The 19,614-nt window shown below is 59.1% G+C and carries 18 protein-coding genes; 8 read left to right on the top strand and 10 right to left on the bottom strand.

Annotated elements, in window-relative coordinates:
* Positions 1-2: 2 nt before the first annotated feature.
* The gene (locus CPter91_RS02555; protein WP_061936501.1) at positions 3-1,223 is read left to right on the top strand and encodes an FAD-dependent oxidoreductase; all 1,221 of its coding nucleotides are present in this window, start codon (positions 3-5) and stop codon (positions 1,221-1,223) included.
* 11 nt (positions 1,224-1,234) lie between these two features.
* Here the strand turns inward: CPter91_RS02555 and CPter91_RS02550 are convergent, their stop codons facing one another.
* Together CPter91_RS02550 and CPter91_RS02545 are read right to left on the bottom strand one after the other, a co-directional pair.
* Entirely contained in the window at positions 1,235-2,377 is a 1,143-nt protein-coding gene (locus CPter91_RS02550) for a PepSY-associated TM helix domain-containing protein (protein WP_150119611.1), read from the bottom strand.
* Positions 2,378-2,530: 153 nt separating this feature from the next.
* Positions 2,531-4,555, bottom strand: coding sequence for a monovalent cation:proton antiporter family protein (locus CPter91_RS02545; RefSeq protein WP_061936495.1), 2,025 nt, complete (start codon positions 4,553-4,555; stop codon positions 2,531-2,533).
* A 139-nt stretch (positions 4,556-4,694) separates the two neighbouring features.
* On the opposite strand from CPter91_RS02545, the gene CPter91_RS02540 reads away from it, so the two are divergent.
* From CPter91_RS02540 to hpf, 7 genes are all read left to right on the top strand, one after another.
* Positions 4,695-5,726, top strand: a complete 1,032-nt coding sequence (locus CPter91_RS02540) for a KpsF/GutQ family sugar-phosphate isomerase (RefSeq protein ID WP_061945760.1) — start codon at positions 4,695-4,697, stop codon at positions 5,724-5,726.
* 32 nt (positions 5,727-5,758) lie between these two features.
* Positions 5,759-6,343, top strand: coding sequence for a KdsC family phosphatase (locus CPter91_RS02535; RefSeq protein WP_061945758.1), 585 nt, complete (start codon positions 5,759-5,761; stop codon positions 6,341-6,343).
* Positions 6,340-6,945 carry an LPS export ABC transporter periplasmic protein LptC gene (lptC, locus tag CPter91_RS02530; protein ID WP_061936492.1) on the top strand — a complete coding sequence of 202 codons (606 nt, stop codon included), beginning with the start codon at positions 6,340-6,342 and terminating at the stop codon, positions 6,943-6,945. Before CPter91_RS02535 ends, lptC begins: the two co-directional genes overlap by 4 nt.
* 53 nt (positions 6,946-6,998) lie before the next feature.
* On the top strand, positions 6,999-7,541 hold the full coding sequence (gene lptA, locus CPter91_RS02525; RefSeq protein ID WP_061936489.1) for a lipopolysaccharide transport periplasmic protein LptA: 543 nt from the start codon (positions 6,999-7,001) through the stop codon (positions 7,539-7,541).
* Complete coding sequence (lptB, locus tag CPter91_RS02520; RefSeq protein ID WP_061936486.1) at positions 7,538-8,284, top strand: LPS export ABC transporter ATP-binding protein; 747 nt, start codon at positions 7,538-7,540, stop codon at positions 8,282-8,284. Before lptA ends, lptB begins: the two co-directional genes overlap by 4 nt.
* Before the next feature lie 109 nt (positions 8,285-8,393).
* Positions 8,394-9,875 (top strand): RNA polymerase factor sigma-54, encoded by a 1,482-nt coding sequence (locus tag CPter91_RS02515; protein WP_061936483.1) that lies wholly within the window; start codon positions 8,394-8,396, stop codon positions 9,873-9,875.
* 163 nt (positions 9,876-10,038) lie between these two features.
* Positions 10,039-10,389 carry a ribosome hibernation-promoting factor, HPF/YfiA family gene (hpf, locus tag CPter91_RS02510; protein ID WP_061936480.1) on the top strand — a complete coding sequence of 117 codons (351 nt, stop codon included), beginning with the start codon at positions 10,039-10,041 and terminating at the stop codon, positions 10,387-10,389.
* 121 nt (positions 10,390-10,510) lie between these two features.
* On the opposite strand, the gene CPter91_RS02505 is transcribed toward hpf, so the two are convergent.
* The 8 genes from CPter91_RS02505 to CPter91_RS02470 all read right to left on the bottom strand — a co-directional run bounded on the left by CPter91_RS02505 (position 10,511) and on the right by CPter91_RS02470 (position 19,457).
* Positions 10,511-11,200, bottom strand: coding sequence for a DUF4197 domain-containing protein (locus tag CPter91_RS02505; RefSeq protein WP_061936477.1), 690 nt, complete (start codon positions 11,198-11,200; stop codon positions 10,511-10,513).
* A gap of 119 nt (positions 11,201-11,319) precedes the next feature.
* A complete protein-coding gene (locus CPter91_RS02500) occupies positions 11,320-12,477 on the bottom strand; it encodes a deoxyguanosinetriphosphate triphosphohydrolase (RefSeq protein ID WP_061936474.1) in 1,158 nt (385 codons plus the stop codon).
* Positions 12,474-14,252: a bifunctional shikimate kinase/3-dehydroquinate synthase AroKB gene (gene aroKB / locus CPter91_RS02495; RefSeq protein WP_269465561.1), complete on the bottom strand. Its 1,779-nt coding sequence runs from the start codon at positions 14,250-14,252 to the stop codon at positions 12,474-12,476. Before aroKB ends, CPter91_RS02500 begins: the two co-directional genes overlap by 4 nt.
* Before the next feature lie 44 nt (positions 14,253-14,296).
* On the bottom strand, positions 14,297-16,519 hold the full coding sequence (pilQ, locus tag CPter91_RS02490; RefSeq protein WP_417924837.1) for a type IV pilus secretin PilQ: 2,223 nt from the start codon (positions 16,517-16,519) through the stop codon (positions 14,297-14,299).
* Positions 16,516-17,064 (bottom strand): pilus assembly protein PilP, encoded by a 549-nt coding sequence (locus CPter91_RS02485; RefSeq protein WP_061936466.1) that lies wholly within the window; start codon positions 17,062-17,064, stop codon positions 16,516-16,518. Before CPter91_RS02485 ends, pilQ begins: the two co-directional genes overlap by 4 nt.
* Positions 17,061-17,720, bottom strand: a complete 660-nt coding sequence (locus CPter91_RS02480) for a type IV pilus inner membrane component PilO (RefSeq protein ID WP_061936463.1) — start codon at positions 17,718-17,720, stop codon at positions 17,061-17,063. The genes CPter91_RS02485 and CPter91_RS02480 overlap by 4 nt, the downstream gene beginning before the upstream one ends.
* Before the next feature lie 10 nt (positions 17,721-17,730).
* Positions 17,731-18,378 (bottom strand): PilN domain-containing protein, encoded by a 648-nt coding sequence (locus tag CPter91_RS02475; protein ID WP_061936460.1) that lies wholly within the window; start codon positions 18,376-18,378, stop codon positions 17,731-17,733.
* Complete coding sequence (locus CPter91_RS02470; RefSeq protein ID WP_231880029.1) at positions 18,378-19,457, bottom strand: pilus assembly protein PilM; 1,080 nt, start codon at positions 19,455-19,457, stop codon at positions 18,378-18,380. Before CPter91_RS02470 ends, CPter91_RS02475 begins: the two co-directional genes overlap by 1 nt.
* Between the last annotated feature and the right edge of the window lie 157 nt (positions 19,458-19,614).

Raw genomic sequence — 19,614 nt, 5'->3', positions numbered from 1 at the left:
GCATGCAGCGTATAGCCATCATCGGCGGCGGCACCGCGGGCGCCGCCAGCGCGCTGTTCCTGGCGCGCGCCGGCCATCAGGTCACGCTGTTCGAGCGCGTGGCGCAACCGAGCGCGGTCGGCGCCGGCATCCTGCTGCAGCCTACGGGCATGCATGTGCTGGAGGCACTTGGATTGCTGGAACCTATCCTGGCGCACGGCGCCCGCAACCACCGTCTGTTCGGCACTACCGCCGGCGGCCGCACCGTGCTCGATGTGCACTACCGGCATCATGACGCGCAAGCGTTCGGCCTCGGCCTGCATCGCGGCGCCTTGTTCTCGGTATTGTGGGAAGCGTTGAAGACGGCCGCGATCAAGGTTTGCAGCGGCATCAATATCTCGCGCGTAGAACAGCGCGGCGGCCAGGCCCTGCTGTTTTCACGCGATCCGGCCCCGGGCAGCAGCGAGGCCATAGCCGGCGAATTCGACTGCGCCGTGATTGCCGACGGCACCCGCTCGGACTTGCGGGCGGCGCTGGCGATTCCGCACAAGGTGACGCCCTACCCGTGGGGCGCATTGTGGGCGCTGGTGCCGGACGACGGCCTGACACAAGGCGGCTTGCGCCAGTGGTTTCACCATGCGCAGCAGATGCTGGGATTGATGCCGACCGGTTTCGCCTATCAGGAAATGACGCAGCCGATTCTGAGTCTGTTCTGGAGCTTGCGCGCGGACCGTCTGCAGCACTGGCAGGAACAAGGCCTGGCGGCATGGAAGAAAACCGTGCTGGCGCTGGCGCCTGCGGTAGCGCCGGTGCTGGAACATATACACAGACCGGAACAACTGACCTTCGCGCGCTATGCCGATGTGCAAATGCGTCACTGGCACGAGGGCCGCGTGGTCTGCATTGGCGATTGCGCCCATGCCACCAGCCCGCAACTGGGGCAAGGCGCCAACCTGGCGCTGGTCGATGCCATGACGCTGGCGCAGTGTTTTGCCGACAGTTCACAGGTGGAGCCGGCGCTGGCGCTGTATTCGCAACGACGCCGTCCCCATTTGCGCTACTACCAGGGCGCCAGCAAGCTGTTGACGCCCTTCTTTCAATCCGACTCGCGCATCGCCAGCACCTTGCGCGATATCGCCCTCGGTCCGGTCTGCCGCCTGCCTGTGGCGCGCCAGCAGATGGCGCTGACGCTCAGCGGCAGCAAGACCGGCTGGCTTTATGGCCGGTTGCGGCAAAAGAAATAGCTCGGCGCTGGTCAGGCCTTGTGCAAATGGCGGGCACGCACAATCATTTCCGACTTGCGTTTTTTCAGCCAGATGGCGATGCCGGTAATCGTAAACAACAGCGGCAGCAAACCCAGGAAAGCGACCAGTATCTTGCCCGGCAAGCCTAGCAGCTGACCAGTGTGCAGACCGTACTGGACGCCGATAAAAGCGTCGCCGGCCGAGCCCTTGAGAGGATCGAGCGAGCGCAGCACCTGGCCGTCGACGGCATCGACGAAGACCCGCACGCTGCCGCTATCCTGGATATCGCTGTGCTTGAGCAAGCGGATCTGATACAGGCCGTGCTTGTCGTCACGCGCGATACGTACCGGCACCGACTGCGGCAAGCTGGCCTGCGCCGATTCCAGCGCTTGCTGCCAGCTGATTTGCGGCTTGCCTTCATGCGCCGAAGACTTCGGCGGTTTCGTCAGGGGCGACAGGCTGGCGACTATTGGCCGCGCCACATCCGGCAAGTTCATCACGGCGCCGGTGAAGGCGGTCACCACCAGCAGCACGCCGGCCACTAATCCCACCGAACGGTGCAAGTCATACATCAGGCGGAAACTGCCGGCGCCGCGCTTGATCGAGAGTGCCTTGCGCCAGCCGCTGCGATGCTTGGGCCAGGCCAGTGCAAAGCCGATCAGCAGCGTCGCCAGCCACAGCAGGCCGAGGCTGCCGGAAATGATAGCGCCGGGTTTATCCAGCAGCAGGTAGCGATGCAGGCGGAACAGGAAGGGCATCAGGTTTTGCGGTCCCAGGCCGACTGCCTTGGTGTTGCGCTCGCCAACCACCGCGGCGGTGACCGGATCGATGAACACCGTGTCGACTGCCAGCGCTTCATCTTCATGACGCGCGCGCAGCCTTGCCTGCAGCGGCGCGTCGGCATCCGCCTCCGTTGAGAAGAAGGCTAAACGGGCCTGCGGATAATCATGGGCGACCTTGGCCGCCAGCGCATCGATGGGCTGGTGCGGTCCGCTTGCTGCAAGGTGGTAGAACTGCGGATTGAGCCAGGCGTCGATTTCATCGTTGAAGGCCAGCGCAGCGCCGGTCAGGCCGGCCATGACGATGAACAGGGACAGCAGCAAGCCGCTGTAGCGGTGCAATTTGACCAACCAGTGACGTAGCGCCTTTTTCACAATCCCACACCTGCTCTTAAAAGATGGGTATTGTAAATGCCGATTGAATGAGAATGGGTATTATTTAAAATATTTTACAAAGGCACAATCCGGACTGGCATTTTGTGTTGTCTTCCCGGAAATTCCGGCAATCCCGGATAACACCGGCTTATTTCAAAGATCTTCGTCGCTGTGCTGGCTGGCGCTGCTCCATGACTGCAGCAAACGTCCCTCGGCGCGCGAGATCGCTTCCGCCGCGCCGCGCAGGACAACAATGTCTCCCGCCTGCAACACCGCCTCCGGCGTAATGGCGATGCCGCTGCGTCCGCGCCGCAAAGCGGTGATTTCCGCCCCCATTTCGGGCAACCCCAGCCAGGCCAGGCTGCGGCCGATCGCCCGGGCGCCGTCCGGCAGCGCCACCGTATGCAGGCGCACCTGCAAATGATCGGCAGCGTCCGGCGCATCGTCGACGCCGTGGAAAAAGCCGCGCAGGGAGGCATAGCGCTCATCGCGCGAGGCCTGCACCCGGTGCACCACGCGCCGCAGCGGCACGCCCAGCATGACCAGCGCATGCGAGGCCAGCATCAGGCTACCTTCCAGTGCTTCCGGCACCACCTCGGTAGCGCCGGCGGCGCGCAGCTTGTCGAGATCGGTGTCGTCGTAGCTGCGCACGATTACCGGCAAAGTCGGCGCCAGTTCGCTGACGTGATGCAAGACCTTCAAGGCAGACGGCGTACTGGCGTAAGTGATGACCAGAGCGGCGGCGCGGTGCACCCCGGCCGCCACCAGGCTCTCGCGGCGCGAGGCGTCGCCGTAGGAAACGTGGGCGCCGGCGGCGCGCGCATCGCGCACCCGGTCCGGATCCAGATCCAGGGCGTGATAGCCGATACCCTCTTCTTCCAGCAGCTTGGCCAGGCTCTGACCGCTGCGGCCGAAGCCGGCAATGATCACATGCTTCTTGGTCGACATGGTGCGGGTGGCGATCTGGGTCAGCGCCAGCGATTGCATCATCCATTCATTGGCCGACAGCTTCATGACGATGGCGTCGGACTTGGCCAGGATGAATGGCGCCGCCAGCATCGACAGCACCATCGAGGCCAGAATCAGCTGCACCAGCAAAGGATCGACCAGCTGCAGGCCGCCGGCCTGGTTCAGCAGCACGAAGCCGAATTCACCGGCCTGCGCCAGCGCCAGCCCGGTGCGCAGCGCTACACCGGTAGAAGAACGGAAAATTTTGGCGAGGCCGGCGATCAGCGCGAACTTGAGCAGCACCGGGCCGATCAGTAGCAGCAATACCAGCCACCAGTGTTCCATCACCAGGCGCAGGTTGAGCAGCATGCCGATGGTGATGAAGAACAGGCCCAGCAGCACGTCGCGGAAGGATTTGATGTCTTCTTCCACCTGGTGCTTGTATTCGGTTTCCGAGATCAGCATGCCGGCGATGAAGGCGCCCAGCGCCAGCGACAGGCCGGCACGCTCGGTAATCCAGGCTGCCGCCAGGGTGATCAGCAGCAGGTTCAGCATGAACAGTTCTTGCGAACGGCGCCGCACCACGATCTGGAACCAGCGCCGCATCAGCTTCTGGCCGAAGAACAGCAGCAGCGCCAGCACCAGCACCGCCTTGCCGCTGGCCCAGGCCAGCGTCGCCAGCAGGTTGCCGCTGTGCTCGGCCAGCGCCGGCACCACGATCAGCAGCGGCACCAGCGCCAGGTCCTGGAACAGCAGGATGCCGATGATGCGGCGTCCGTGCTCGCTCTCCAGCTCCATTCTTTCCGTCAGCAGCTTGGAGACGATGGCGGTGGACGACATGGTCAGCGCGCCACCCAGGGCGAACGCCCCCTGCCAGCTGATATTGACATATTGCGGCAGGATCAGCGCCGTCATCCAGCTGAACAGCATGGTGGCGCCGATAGTCAGCAGCACCTGCGCCATGCCGAGGCCGAACACGATGTGGCGCATCGCCGTCAGCTTCGGCAGGGAAAATTCGAGGCCGATCGAGAACATCAGGAACACCACGCCGAATTCCGCCAGCGCGTGGGTGGTGGCGTTGTCTTCGGCAAAGCCGAGCGCGTGCGGGCCGATCAGGATCCCCACCACCAGATAGCCCAGCATCGGCGGCAAGTGGAAACTGCGGAAAGCCACCACGCCCAGCACCGCCGAGCCCAGCAGCAAAATTGTCAGTTCAAGTCCGGAAAGCATGCGCGCCTAAATTTTAAATTAACTGAATGCTAATATTATGTTGCAGCAAGACCAAAACCGTAAAGGCTGAACACAGATTAATTGAAGCCGAACGAGACTGGCAAGTTTTTTGCTTTGGGATTTCGTTTATACTTTCGGGATGACTCTACCCGACGCCCCAAATTCACCCAAAACCTTGCCCGTTGCGTTCGACGCCGGACGTGCGCTGGAGCTTGCCCGCAGCACCCTGCAAATCGAAGCCGATGCCATCATTGCATTGAAAAACCGGATTTCCGACGCTCACGATGATCCTTTCGCCCAGACCATCGCCTTGCTGCTCGGCTGCAGCGGCCGGGTGGTGGTCTCCGGCATAGGAAAATCCGGCCATATCGCACGCAAGATCGCCGCTACGCTGTCGTCAACCGGTACCCCGGCCCTGTTCATCCATCCCGCCGAAGCAGCGCATGGCGATCTCGGCATGGTGACCGAGCACGATACTTTCATCGCCATTTCCAACTCTGGCGAAACCGCCGAGCTGATGGCGATTGTCCCTATCATCAAGCGCATGGGCGCGACCCTGATCGCCATGACCGGCAAGCCGGACTCGGCGCTGGCGCAACTCGCCAATGTGCACCTGAACGTGGCTGTGGCGCAAGAAGCCTGTCCCTTGAACCTGGCACCGACCGCCAGCACCACCGCCACCCTGGCCATGGGCGACGCCCTGGCGGTGGCGCTGCTGGACGCGCGCGGCTTCCGTGAAGAAGACTTCGCCCGCTCGCATCCGGGCGGCGCGCTGGGACGGCGCCTGCTGACTCATGTGCGCGACGTCATGCGCAGCGGCGATGCGATTCCGGTAGTGACGGCAGAGGTTTCGCTATCGGTGGCGCTGCTGGAAATCACCCGCAAGGGTATCGCCATGACCGCGGTGGTGGATGAAAATTTCCATGCCGTCGGCGTGTTTACCGACGGCGACCTGCGCCGCCTGATCGAGCAGGTGCAGGATTTCACCAAGCTCACCATCGCCGACGTCATGCACGCCAATCCGCGCACCATAGGCGCCGATCAGCTGGCGGTGGACGCCGTGCAGATGATGGAGCAGTACCGCATCAACCAGCTGCTGGTGACCGACGCCAGCGGCAAGCTGGTCGGCGCCCTGCATATCCATGACCTGACCCGCGCCAAGGTGATCTGATGACAGCCACTTTGCCGCGCAGCGGTGCCGATATGACTGCAGCCGCCTCGGGCGTTGCTACGCTGAGCGCCGATTCCAGAGCGCGCGCGGCGCGCGTGCGCCTGATGATTTTCGATGTCGACGGCATCCTGACCGACGGCGGCCTGCTGTACGGCGCCGACGGCGAACAGCTCAAACGCTTCAATGCGCTGGACGGCCACGGTATCAAGCAATTGCAGCAAAGCGGTGTCGCCACCGCCATCATCAGCGCACGGCAGTCGGCCATCGTCAGCCGCCGCGCCAGCGACCTCGGCATCGCCCATGTGCAGCAAGGCGTGCACGACAAGTACGCGGCGTTTGTCAAACTGCTGGAACAATTGCAGCTGAGCGCCGCCGATTGCGGCTTCATCGGCGACGATGTGATCGACTTGCCTATCTTGTCGCAGGCCGGCTTCGCGGTCAGCGTACCGAACGGCCATCGCGACGTCCGTTCACGCGTGCATTACGTGACGCAGGCCAGCGGCGGCCACGGCGCGGCGCGCGAAATCTGCGACCTGATCATGCAGGTGCAGAATACCTACGACGCCACGCTGGCGGCCTATCTGCGCAGCGACCGGACAGGTGAAACCCCGGCATGAAAAATCTCCGCACCACTTACCGCTTTCGCTTCATGCTGCTGCTGGTATTGTTCATCCTGCTGGCCCTGGGCAGCTTCTGGCTGTTGCAGGTCATGCACAAGAATACCGAAGATTCGCTGCCGAAGCCGGCGCGCACCGAACCGGATTACTACGTCGAGCATTTCAACTACGTGCAGATGGCGCCCAACGGCCAGCCGCGCTACAACATCTCGGGCGACCGGCTGACGCACAATCCTGTCAACGATTCCTTCGATGTGCAAAAGCCGGTGATCCACAGCCTGGATAAGGAAAAGCCGCCGATGAACCTGGTCGCCAACCGCGCCATGATCGAAGACAATAACAGCAAGGTGCATCTGTACGAGAATGTCAACGCCGACCGGCCGAAGACCCCGCTGGCCGACAATTTTCATCTGAAATCCGAATATTTGCTGCTATTGCCGGACGACGACATCATGGAAACCGACAAGCCGGTGGAACTCACCTTGGGCCTGTCGACCTTGAACGGCACCGGCATGCATTTCAATAACTCCACACGCGAACTGAAGCTGTTTAGCAAGGTGCATGGCGTCTTGCGCAGCGCGCCGCGTGCAGCAGCAAAATAGCAGGCCAGCAAGGCAAGATAATGCAGCTCCCGATTCATTACCCAGGATTTTTCATGAAACGAATATTTTTTCTCTCTCTGCTGCTGCTTGGCGCCATCGGCGTCGCTCACGCAGAAAAAGCCGATTCCGAGAAGCCGACCCTGATCGACTCCGACACCCTGACCTACGACGACGTCAAGCAGGTCAACGTCGCTACCGGCAATGTCGTCCTGACCCGCGGCACGCTGATCATGAAAGCCGACCGCGTCGTCGTGACCACCGATCCTTCCGGCTATCAGTTCGCCACCCTGTATGCGGACCCAGGCAAGCTGGCAACCTTCCGCCAGAAGCGCGACGGCGGTCCGGACCTGTGGATCGACGGCCATGCCGAACGCATCGAATACGATGGCAAGACTGAAATCACCAAGCTGTTTTCCAAGGCGCAGATGCGCCGCCTGCAAGGCGACAAGCCGACCGACGAAGTCAACGGCGAGTTCATTTCTTACGACAGCCGCACCGAATTCTATTCCGTCAACAACACCGTCAACGGCGTCAGCCAGCCCGGCGCCGGCCGCATCCGCGCCGTCATCCAGCCACGGCCAAAGGCGCCGCAATGAGCGCCCCAAGCACGCTGATCGTCAAGGGCCTGCAGAAGAGCTACGGCGCGCGCCAGGTGGTGCACGACGTCTCGCTCGAAGTCCGCTGCGGCGAAGTGGTCGGTTTGCTGGGGCCAAATGGCGCCGGCAAGACCACCTCGTTCTACATGATCGTCGGCCTGGTGCCTTCGGACGGCGGCGAGATCGACCTCGACGGCGTCGATATTTCACGCCTGCCGATCCATCGCCGCGCGGTGCTGGGCTTGTCCTACCTGCCGCAGGAAGCATCGGTGTTCCGCAAGCTGACGGTGGAAGACAATATCCGCGCCGTGCTGGAACTGCAGCGTCCCAACGGCAAGGCGCTCAGCAAGGCAGAAATCGATGAACAGCTCAACAAGCTGCTGCACGAATTGCAGATCGAAAAACTGCGCGAGAACCAGGCCTTGTCGCTCTCCGGCGGCGAACGCCGGCGCGTCGAAATCGCCCGCGCGCTCGCCACCAATCCGCGCTTCGTGCTGCTGGATGAACCGTTCGCCGGGATCGATCCGATCGCCGTGATCGAAATCCAGCGCATCGTCCGCTTCCTCAAGGAACGCGGCATCGGCGTCCTGATCACCGATCATAATGTGCGCGAAACGCTGGGCATCTGCGACCGCGCCTACATCATCAACCAGGGCAGCGTGCTGGCCAGCGGCAGTCCGGACGACATCATCGCCGACGAATCGGTGCGGCGAGTCTATCTGGGTGAGCATTTCCGCATGTAGCTTCACGATGTAAGAACGATGTAAATGCAGGCAGATTAATTCGCCGCGCCAGCGCGGTACTTAGACTCCGTACAACAAATAACAGAAGTGAATTGTCCGCACGGAAGCCATGAAACAATCACTCCAGCTACGCACCTCTCAACATCTTGCGCTGACGCCTCAGCTGCAGCAGTCGATCCGCCTGCTGCAGCTGTCCACGCTCGAGTTGCATCAGGAACTGGAACAGATCCTGTCGGACAATCCGATGCTCGAACGGGTCGACGATCCGCTCGACAATTCAGTGCGGCTGCTGGCGGACGGCGCCATCAGCGGCACCGCGTCGACCATGGAAGCGCCTACCGGCGACAGCGAAGTCAGCAGCTCGCCGACCGAGAGCGAAGCCAGCCTGGAAACGCCGGCAGCCGCCGACAGCAGCTCTGACAATAGCGACAGCGATTGGAGTTTCGACGATATCTCGCGCAGCGCGAAAAGCTCGGACGATGAAGACGCGCGGCCGCAGCTGGAAGCGCATGAATCGACGCTGCGCGAACATCTGCTGCAGCAGATGCGCGAAGCCATGCGCGACTTGCGCGACCGCGCGCTGGTCGAGCTCGTGATCGATGCGCTGGACGATAACGGTTACCTGGAAGAGTCGCTGGAAGAAATCCTGGAGCGTTTGCCGCCTGAGCTGGAGATCGCCCTCGAAGAGCTGTCGATGGCGCTGAAGATGGTGCAGAGCTTCGATCCGGCCGGGGTCGGCGCGCGCAACGCGCCGGAATGCCTGGGCTTGCAGATCAAGCGTTTTGTCAAAGTGCCATTCGTCACGCGCCGCCTGGCGTTGGCGATTGTGCAAGAACATCTGGTGCTGTTTGCGCAGCGCGATTTCAATAAAATCAAGAAAGCCCTGGATTGCGACGACGAGGACCTGCGTGAAGCGCAAACCGTCATCAAGCAGTGCAATCCTCATCCCGGCGCGCCCTTCGCTGGCAACGCCTCCGACTATGTGGTGCCGGACGTGATCGTCAGGCGCAGCAAGCAAGGCTGGCAGGTGATGCTGAACAATGACGTCATGCCAAGACTGCGGGTAAATGTCCTGTATGCCAACATTCTCAAGCAAAGCAAGGGCGACGGCGCACTCACTTCGCAGCTACAGGAAGCCAAGTGGCTGATCAAGAATATGCGGCAGCGCTTCGACACCATTTTGCGCGTTGCACAAGCGATTGTAGAACGTCAAAGGAACTTCTTTTCCCACGGCGCGGTCGCCATGCGCCCGCTTGTGTTGCGTGAAATAGCTGATACACTGGGTCTACACGAGAGTACTATTTCACGTGTGACCACTCAGAAATACATGCTCACTCCCCACGGGATGTTTGAACTAAAGTATTTCTTCGGCAGCCATGTTGCTACTGAGGCAGGTGGAGAGGCTTCCTCAACAGCAATCAGGGCACTCATTAAGCAACTCATAGGAGCGGAAGATTCAAGAAATCCTTTCTCTGACAGCAAGATTGCCGACATGCTTGCGGAACAAGGTATGGTGGTCGCTCGCCGCACCGTCGCAAAATATCGCGAAGCACTAAAAATTCCGTCTGTTAATCTGCGCAAGGCCTTGTAGTTTTTTCTGGTTTGATTGTTAAGCTTACCCTTGCTATGTTCGGACATCACGGCTGTTTGTAATTCAACGATTCTTGCCAGGACAGTCCCCTGCGGATTGTTCGCCTAAAGATTCAACGCAGTCTGTTCAGAACCGCCAGCAATATTCTTGATAGGAGCGCTGTATGAACTTCACCATCAGTGGGCATCACCTCGAGGTAACCCCCGCCATTCGCGAATATGTACAAAGCAAACTAGAGCGTATCAAACGCCATTTCGACCAGGTCATCGATATCAGCGTGATCCTGAGCGTCGACAAGATCACTGAAAAAGAAAAGCGTCAAAAAGCCGACATCACTCTGCGCGTAAAGGGAAAAGATTTGCATGCCGAAAGCATTGCGCACGATCTTTATGCCGCCATTGATACCCTGGTCGACAAGCTCGACCGCCAGGTCATCAAGTACAAGGACAAGATGCAGGATCACCAGCACGATGCGATCAAGCATCTGCCGGAAGAACTCCCCGCCACGACCTGAACCGGCCGCCAATCCGGGCGCTGCAGCTGACTAGCTGGCGCCGATAGAATGAACAAGGGCGCAGTTAATGCGCCCTTTGTTATTTTCAAACCATATTACTGTTTATCGCTATAAGGTGCGCTTATTTCAGTGCGCCGAACACCTTGCCGATAATCGCGCTGCCGGCGCCGACCGGATCCTGGCGTATGGCCTTCTCTTCATCGCCGATGATGGTGTACAAGCCGTCCAGCGCGCGCTGCGTGACATAGCCTTCCACCGTGCTTTGCTGGGCCGGCACCATGCCGGTCTTGCCGACTTGTCCCATGACCGAGTTGTATTGCGCCGACAGGCCGTTGCGATCGGTCACGCCTTTGACGATAGGCAGGAATTTCTCGCCCAGCTGCGCCGAAGTTTTCTGCTTGAAGAAATCGGTCACCGACGTATCGCCGCCGGTCAGGATGTTCTTGGCGTCGGTCACCGACATCGACTTGACAGCATTCAGCAGCAAGGGCTTGGCCAAGGGCACTGCCTGTTCCGCGGCATGGTTCATCGACACCACCAAGTCGTCCAGTTTCTGGCCCTGGCCGGTCATGCGCAGCAGAGGCATGGCTTTATCCAGCACGCTGGGCAAGCCGATCTTGACCTTGTCGTTGTTCAGGAAGCCGTTCTCGACACCCAGCTTGGAGACAGCGACGTCGGCGCCTTTCTGCAGGGCGGCTTTCAAGCCGCTGCTGGCGTCCTGGTTGCTGAGGTCGCTCAATGACAGCGCAAACGCCGCCGATGCCGTTACCGCCAGGCTCAATGTGATTGCTGTTTTATAGAAAGGTCGCATGATGATCCTTGAAGTAGTGAAGTGAACAATAAGTGGACGACGTCAAAGTCTAACCCAACTCGTTTGTTACGCAGATTTGTTAATCGATCAAGAAACAAAAGTACTACGTCGTGCGGCGCTTACAGATGTCCTTCATCCACCAAGAATAGCCGCCGGTGTTCGCGAATGGCATAGCGGTCAGTCATGCCGGCGATATAGTCGGCAATTTCGCGCGCCTGCTGCTGCGGTTCCAATGGTTTCGATCCGCGCTGCTCCAGCTGATAGTCAGGCGGCAGCAATGACGGTTCGGCGCTGAAGCAGGCATACAGTTCGGCGACGATGCGCCGCGCCTTGGCTGTCATGCGGTTGACCAGGTAGTGGCGATACAGGTTTTCGCGCAGGAAGCGCTTCAGCAAGGCGGCTTGCTGCGCCATGCCGTCGGAGAAGGCAATCAGCGGCGGCGCATTGCGCACATCGTCGACTGTCTGCAGGCGGGCATCCTGGATGCGCTGCTGCGAGGTCTGGATCAGGTCGCTGATCAAGGCGTTGATCATGCGCCGGATGGTTTCGTTGATCGCCCTGCGCCCGCCCAGGCCCGGGAACAGCTGCTCGACCTGGCGGCTGTGCTGCGCGTAAAAATCGATCTGGTTCATCTGCTCCAAGGTCAGCAAACCCGAACGCAGGCCGTCATCGATATCGTGGTTGTTGTAGGCGATCTCATCGGCCAGGTTGGCCACCTGTGCTTCCAGCGTCGGCTGCTTGCGCAGGATGAAACGCTGGCCGATATCGCCCAGTTTCTTGGCATTGGCCAGCGAACAGTGCTTGAGGATGCCCTCGCGCGTCTCGAACATCAGGTTCAAGCCGTCAAACGCGCCATAGCGCTGCTCCAGCTTGTCAACCACACGCAGGCTCTGCAGATTGTGTTCGAAGCCGCCATGGGCCTCCATGCAGTCATTCAAGGCATCCTGGCCGGCATGACCGAACGGCGTATGGCCAAGATCATGGGCCAGCGAGATGGCTTCCACCAGGTCTTCGTTCAATTGCAGGTTGCGGGCGATCGAACGGGCGATCTGCGCGACTTCGATGCTGTGCGTCAGGCGCGTGCGGAACAGGTCGCCTTCGTGGTTGACGAATACTTGCGTCTTGTATTCCAGCCGACGGAATGCGGTGCAATGGATAATACGGTCGCGGTCACGCTGGAATTCCGTGCGCGAGCCGGGCGTTTCTTCAGCAAACAAACGTCCTCGCGACTGCGCAGAATGTGCGGCATAGGGAGCGAGAGACGTTTCTTGATTCATCGCGGCAGGTCTCCGGAGGCGAGTTGCTGGAGGGTCGCCAGCAGCGCCTCTGGCGGCGCGCCGGTGATCAGATGACTGCCCAGCGGCTTCATCAGGATGAACTTGATCTGGCCATCTTCGTTCTTTTTGTCGATCTGCATCAGTTCCAGCCAGCGCTGGGCGCCCAGGTTAGGCGCCTCGGTCGGCAAGCCGGCGGCACGCACCAGCGCGCACACTCTTTCCTTGTCGACGGCATTGATATGGCCGAGGCGGTGCGACAGATCAGCCGCCATCACCATGCCGCAACCGACCGCTTCGCCATGCAGCCACTTGCCGTAGCCGAGGCCTGATTCGATCGCGTGGCCGAAGGTATGGCCGAAATTCAGGATCGCGCGCAAGCCGCCTTCGCGCTCATCCTGGCGCACGACGTCGGCTTTCAGCTCGCAGGAACGGCGGATCGCGTAAGCCAGCGCGGCGTTGTCGCGCGCCATCAGCTTATCGATATTGTTTTCTATCCATTTGAAAAACTCGGCGTCGATCACGGCGCCGTACTTGATCACCTCGGCGAGGCCGGCGGACAGCTCACGCTCCGGCAAGCTATGCAGGGTCATGGTATCGGCGATCACCGCCTGCGGCTGGTAAAAGGCGCCGATCATGTTCTTGCCGAGAGGATGGTTGATGCCGGTCTTGCCGCCCACCGAGGAATCGACTTGTGCCAGCAAGGTGGTCGGGATCTGCACGAAGGGCACGCCGCGCATGTAGGCGGATGCGGCAAAACCGGTGAGGTCGCCAATCACGCCGCCGCCAAGGGCGATCAGGGTGGTCTTGCGGTCACATTTAGCCGCCAGCAGGCGATCGAAGATCTGCATCAGGCTAGCCCAGTTCTTTTCTTCCTCGCCATCCGGCAGGATGATTTCCAGCACGCTCTTGCCGGCATCGCGCAAGGTCTGGCTGACGCCTTCCAGATACAACGGCGCCACCACCGTATTAGTCACGACCACCACCTGCTTGCCGCTGATCAGGCGGGCAATGCGCGCGCGGTCAGCCAGCAGGGATGGGCCGATTTCAATCGGATAGCTGCGCTCGCCCAGTTCTACCTGGAGCGTGATGGCCGGGGCCGATACTGGGGCCGAAGAAGTCGACTGCTGATTCATAAGAAAATGTGATGTCTGGTGGGCTGGGCCACTGGCCTGCCCGAGGTTGCCGGCGCCGGCCGGCTGCGCCTGCCCGCTCCCTGGTTCAAGGTCGTCGGCCTGCACATCCAGCTGGCTCAAGATACTGTGTACCAGGAATTGTACGTTAGGTCGGCCGGTATCGATGACTATGTCGGCAACTTCACGATAATACGGCTCGCGCTGGCGCGACAGCTCTTCCAGCCGGCGGCGCGGATCAGCGGTCTGCAGCAGGGGGCGGTTCTTGTCGCGGCTGGTGCGTTGGAGGATGTTATGGATGCTGGCACGCAGGTAGATCACGGTGCCGCGGGTCTTCAGGTATTCGCGGTTCTCGGCGCGCATGATGGCGCCGCCGCCGGTCGCCAGCACGATGCCGCTGCGGGCGCTCAGGTCGCGGATCACTTCGGTCTCTCGCTGACGGAAGCTCTCTTCGCCTTCGATTTCAAAAATCAGGGGAATCGAGACGCCGGTGCGCGCCTCGATTTCGTGGTCGGAATCAATGAAAAGCTTGTTGAGTTTTCTTGCCAGGGCACGGCCAACCGTAGTCTTGCCCGCGCCCATCAGGCCTACCAGAAAGATATTGCCTGTGTACCTTACCATTTCACTACTTAACCTTTTGCTCATGTACGGACACCGGCATCAAGCCGGTGTCCCAGCGCAATTGGAGTTTAGTGCGCAGCGATGCGGTCGATGACAACTTTCGGTGTCAGGAAAATCAATAATTCAGTTCGTTTATTAACAACTGCGGATTGTTTGAAAAGATAACCCAGAACCGGAATATCTCCAAGTAGTGGCACTTTATTAACATCGTTGCTGACCGTTTGGGTATAAATACCGCCAATTACGACGGTTCCACCATTTTCAACCTGGACTTGGGTCTGGACATGCTTGGTATTGATGGCAACGCCGCCTGGAACAGTCGCACCGACACTATCGTTGGTCACATCTACCGTCAATATAACGTTGCCATCCGGCGTAATTTGCGGCGTAACTTCCAGCTTCAAGTTAGCTTTCTTGAATTCAACTGAAGTCGCGCCGCTGCTTGTCGCACTTTGATAAGGAATTTCAGTCCCTTGTTCAATCAAGGCTTTTTGCTGATCGGCCGTCACCACACGCGGACTAGATATTATCTTGCCCTGGCCATCGGCTTCCAGCGCAGACAATTCCAGGCTGATAAATTTAGTTGCGGCAGCATTAAACAATGTCAGTGCCACTGAGCTCGCATTAGTGGTGCCAATAGGCGCCGCCGGCAAGTTAACTGAATTGCCGTTGACCGTCTGCAACGCAGATGAATTCAACCCAACCGCATTCGTAGAGGTTCCTCCGGCAGCACCTACAGTTCCGGTTTGCTGACCGCCAATCTCCGTAATCGGACGATTGCCGCCATGAAAACCGAATCCTAGTTTTGCGCCGAGATTACGACTGAAACCGTCGTTAGCTTCGACCATCCGCGCCTCGATCAGAACCTGCCTTGACGCAATATCGACTTTTTGCACCAAATTGCGGATATTTTGCAATATGGTCGGTGTATCGGTCACAAACAACTGGTTGGTGCGAGGATCAATCACAGCGCTGCCGCGTGACGACAAAATGCTATTTTTCTTGGCACCGGTGCCACCTGATCCAGCATCATCGATGCCGAATATTTTCTTGAAGGCGTCAGCTTTTTGATAATTTAACTGGAATGACTCTGTGCGTAGAGGCTCCAGCTCAGCAATCTGCGAACGCTGTTCGAGTTCCAGTTTCTCTTTCGTCAACAGTTCATCCTTGGGAGCAATCCAGATAACAGAGCCGTTCTTACGCATGTCCAGGCCCTTGGCCTGCATCACGATATCCAGAGCCTGGTCCCAAGGCACATCTTTCAAGCGCAGAGTGAGGTTGCCGCCGACGGTATCGCTGGTAATGATATTCAAGCCAGTGAAGTCCGCAATCACTTGCAGCACCGAACGCACTTCGACGTTCTGGAAATTCAGGGACAGCTTGTCGCCGCGGTAACCCTGGGCGCCTTGCGCCAGCTTGTTCGGGTCTTCCTTGAGCGGCTTGACTTCGATCACCAGCTGGCTGTCGCTTTGATAAGCGCTTTGCTCCCACAGCCCTTTCGGCTCGATGATCATCCGAACATTTTCACCCTGAGTCACGGTGCTGATGGTCTTCACCGGTGTGCCGAAATCACCCACATCCAGCTTGCGGCGCAGAACGTCCGGCAAACTGGTCTTGAGGAAATCAACCACAATTGTCTGGCCTTGTTGACGGACATCGACGCCGACCTGCGCGTTCGGCAAGTCAATCACGACCCGGCCTTCGCCTGCAGTACCGCGACGGAAATCAATGTCGCGCAGCGCTGGTTTGCCATTCAACAAAGGTGCCGCGGCAGGCGCAGCAGCCATGGCGGTCTTGGCCGCTGGCTGCACCGGCATGCCGGCGGCATTCACCGGAGATGCCAGGCTGCCTGAACCATCGATCGTGACAACCAAGGCATTGCCATCCATCGCTGTTGCATAGGACAGGGAGCGCTTCAGATTGAATACCAGGCGCGAGCGGTCATCGGCTTGCGCCACCAATACATTGCGCACATCGCCCAGGCTGATGTCCTGCGAGGTTTTACCGGTCGCATTGCCGACGCCGACAAAGTCAAAGGCAATCCGTGCCGGACTCAGAATGGAGAACGCAGTCGGTTGACTGCTCAGCGGACGCTTGAAGTTGATCTTGACGATCACGTTGGCGCCTTGCTGATTGGCGCTGATCGACGTGATGGCGTTGTCTTCGGCTGCCGTTGCGGAAACGCCAAACCCGACCATGCAAAGCAACGCGCCCAGCATCAGCGCTTTCTGTCGAATCCTGCTCAGCCGACTCACGCCCAGGCTAACTAATTTTTTTCCTGCTGCAATCATTTTGTGCTCTCCTGCAACGCTAACTTGGCTTCGCGCTCGACCCATTCGCCGGACGCGTCTTGTACGATTTCTTTCAGATTGATTTCGGATTCGGTGATACTGGTGACCATGCCGAAATTCTGCCCAATGTAATTACCCACTTTCGCCTGGAATACCGTCTTGTCGACTTGCAGCAAGGCGTAGCTCAATCCCACCTTTTGCAGGGTGCCGACCATTTTGATGGTATCCAGAGGATAGTTTTCCAGCGTTTCACGACGCCGGTCCATATTCGGCTTCAAGCCGTTGGACTTGCCCTGCAGCTTGGCAAACGCTACCAGCAGCTTGTTGGGGTTATACGGATCGACGCTGGTCGCGCTTGCATACATGAAGGGGATGAACTTCTTCGGCTCGGTCAGTTTCGGAATCCCCACCTTGGTATGGCTCTTGACGTCCGCCATCCAGTCTTTCAGTTCCTGCACGCCGCTGTCGCCGCAACCTGACAAAGTTGAGATGAATACGACAAAAAATGTCACCCGGGTCAGACGCCCAATACGAAAAAACGTCATTTTTGACCTTTCTGTTTAGCTGCGTTCGCAGTCTTACGCTGCTCAGCGACTTCGTCCTTATCCAGATAGCGGAAGGTCTTGGCAATCGCATCCAGGCTCAGGACGCCGTCCTTGCCCGTCACCAGATTCATATTGTTCAAGGTCACGATACGCGGCAGATTGGCGATGTCGCTGGCGAACGAACCGACATCGTGATAACTGCCAGTCACCTTGATGTTGATCGGCAGCTCCGCGTAGTAATCCTTCACCACCACCTGGCCGGGCTTGAACAGCTCAAACTGCAAGCCACGTCCCAAGCCAGCCTGGTTGATATCGGACAGCAGCGCATCCATCTCCGCCTTGCTCGGTAACTGCTTCTCCAGGGTCGCCACATAGTCGGCAACTTGCAGCTTTTGCTTCTGCAAGGCTTCCAGGTTGATGGCTTGCTGGATCTTCGACTTGTATTGTTCTTTCAGCTGGACTTCTTGTTGCTCGCCGGCGTTGAGCGCATCCTGCTGGTCGCTCCAGTAAAAGAACCAGCCGACCACCAGCACCAGCAGGAATACGCCGATGCCAGACAAGATGCGCGGTGCGATCGGCCATTGGCCGGGATGGCGGCCATTCAGTCCGCGAAACTGCGCGCTCATCGACGCGCCCAAATTATTCAAATCGGTCATTGCGCGTCTCTCATTTCAAGGTTGCGGCTGGAGCGCCGGTGCCGGCTACAGCTGCAACTGCATTTTTCGGGGTCGCCGCGCCATCTTTGGCATCCTTGTCAGACGGCCGCTTGATCCCGACATTGACGGTAAATGCGAAGACATGCTTGCTGTCGCGCCCAGTACCGATCACTGCGGCACGGATTTCGACCAGGTCGGGACGTTCCAGCCAGGCCGAGTTGTTGCTCAGATTACGCAGCAGCTCGGACACCCGTTCGTTCGATTGCGCGTAGCCGTTCAGCGCCACCCGTTGGCCTTCCTGCTTCAGGGAATTCAGATAGACCCCTTCCGGCACCTGCTTGACTAGCTCGTCCATCAGATAGACAGGCTGGTTGCGGTCGCTCTGCAAGTCTTCAACAGCTTGCTGGCGTGCCTTCAGCGCATCGATTTCCTGCTTGAGCGTGGCGACTTCCTTGATTTCGCCGTCAAGGCGGGTGTTTTCAGCCGTGATGAAGCGGTTTCGTTCGGTCTGGTTAGCGATCTGGCTGGCGAAAAAGGCGCCCACCAGCAACACCATGATCAAACCGATCATGGCAGACAAGGCCAGCATGGCGAAGTAAGCGTTCTTGCGCTGCTTACGCTTGGCTTCGCGGTGCGGTAATAGATTAATTTTGATCATCAGCCAAATCTCCGCATGGCCAGGCCGCAAGCAACCAGATAGGACGGCGCATCCATGCGCAATTGTTTTTCACGGACGTTCGGCCCCAGCTGCATGCCGGTGAACGGGCTCACCACCGAGGTGGAAATCTTGGCGCGGCCCGCCACCACCTCGACCAAGCCGGGAATCGTGGCGCAACCGCCAGCCAGGAACAGCTGGTCGATCCGGGTATACGGCGTCGAGGTAAAGAAGAACTGGATCGCCCGCGTGACTTCCAGCGCAGCGCTTTCCAGGAACGGATTGAGGATTTCCTGCTCATAGCCTTCAGGCAGGTCGCCATTGCGTTTCTTGGTATCCGCCTCCTCGTACGACAGGCCATAGGCGCGCACGATGTCCTGGGTCAGCTGGTTGCCGCCAAAAGGCTGCTCGCGCTCATAAATCAGTTGCCCATCCAGCAAGGCCGAGACATGCGTGGTCTGGGTGCCGATCTGGAACAGACCGACGATCTGGCCTTGCCCCGCTTTCGGCAATTGCCCGATGATGCGGTTGATCGCCGCCCGCGCTGCATACGATTCGATATCCATCACGGTCGGCTTGAGGCCGGCGGCTTCCGCCACCGCCACGCGATCTTCGACCTTTTCCTTGCGGGTCGCCGCCAGCAGCACTTCGACGTCTTCCGGCGAATGCTGGGCCGGACCAATCACGTCGAAATCGAGGCTGACTTCGTCCAGCGCAAACGGAATATATTGGCTGGCCTCGGATTCGACCTGCATCTCCAGCTCTTCCTCCAGCATGCCGCTGGCCAGAATGATTTTCTTGGTGATGACAGAGGCCGGCGGCATGCCCAGCGCCACCAGCTTGGTGTTGGAGCCGCTTTTTTTCCACAGCCGGCGGATGACTTCCGTCACTTGTTCGATGTTTTCAATATTGCCATCCACTACCGCTCCCCGCGGCAATGGTTCAGAGGCGTAGCGGTCAAGACGCAGTTGATCCTTGCCGGTTTCTGACAATTCGACCAACCTTACGCCCGACGTGCTGATATCAATCCCCACCAGCGGCGGGTTCTTTTTACCGATCAGCGATCCTAGATCTAATGCCAAGAGCATTTCTCCCGAGTATCTAATATTTGGGGAACATTCTGCCTGCAAGGCGGTCGCATTAGCGGTATACCGTCTCGAAGTTAGGAAAAACCTGTAAAACAGGGCTTACAGCAATGTTAAATTTTATAAGGTGAAATCGTAGCAATAAGAGGGCACT

The organism is Collimonas pratensis, assembly GCF_001584185.1.
GTDB lineage: Bacteria > Pseudomonadota > Gammaproteobacteria > Burkholderiales > Burkholderiaceae_D > Collimonas > Collimonas pratensis.
This window is presented reverse-complemented; position numbering and strand designations above follow the sequence as displayed.